We start from the raw sequence: 533 nt of genomic DNA, 5'->3' as shown, positions 1-533 counted from the left end.
GTGGCGAAGGCGCCTTGCTGGACAGTGACTGACGCTGAGGCACGAAAGCGTGGGGAGCAAACAGGATTAGATACCCTGGTAGTCCACGCCGTAAACGATGAGTGCTAGGTGTTGGGGGGACACACCCCAGTGCCGAAGGAAACCCAATAAGCACTCCGCCTGGGGAGTACGGTCGCAAGACTGAAACTCAAAGGAATTGACGGGGGCCCGCACAAGCAGTGGAGCATGTGGTTTAATTCGAAGCAACGCGAAGAACCTTACCAGGGCTTGACATCCCTCTGACCGGTGCAGAGATGCACCTTCCCTTCGGGGCAGAGGAGACAGGTGGTGCATGGTTGTCGTCAGCTCGTGTCGTGAGATGTTGGGTTCAGTCCCGCAACGAGCGCAACCCTTGACCTGTGTTACCAGCGCGTTGAGGCGGGGACTCACAGGTGACTGCCGGCGTAAGTCGGAGGAAGGCGGGGATGACGTCAAATCATCATGCCCCTGATGTCCTGGGCTACACACGTGCTACAATGGGCGGTACAAAGGGA

General features: G+C 58.0%; 1 rRNA gene. It reads left to right on the top strand.

The annotated features are described in order from the left end of the window. Positions 1 to 533 (top strand): 16S ribosomal RNA (locus J3481_RS14410); the annotation flags it as partial.

The sequence above is a fragment of the Alicyclobacillus fructus genome, assembly GCF_017329605.1.
Classification (GTDB): domain Bacteria; phylum Bacillota; class Bacilli; order Alicyclobacillales; family Alicyclobacillaceae; genus Alicyclobacillus; species Alicyclobacillus fructus.
This window is presented reverse-complemented; position numbering and strand designations above follow the sequence as displayed.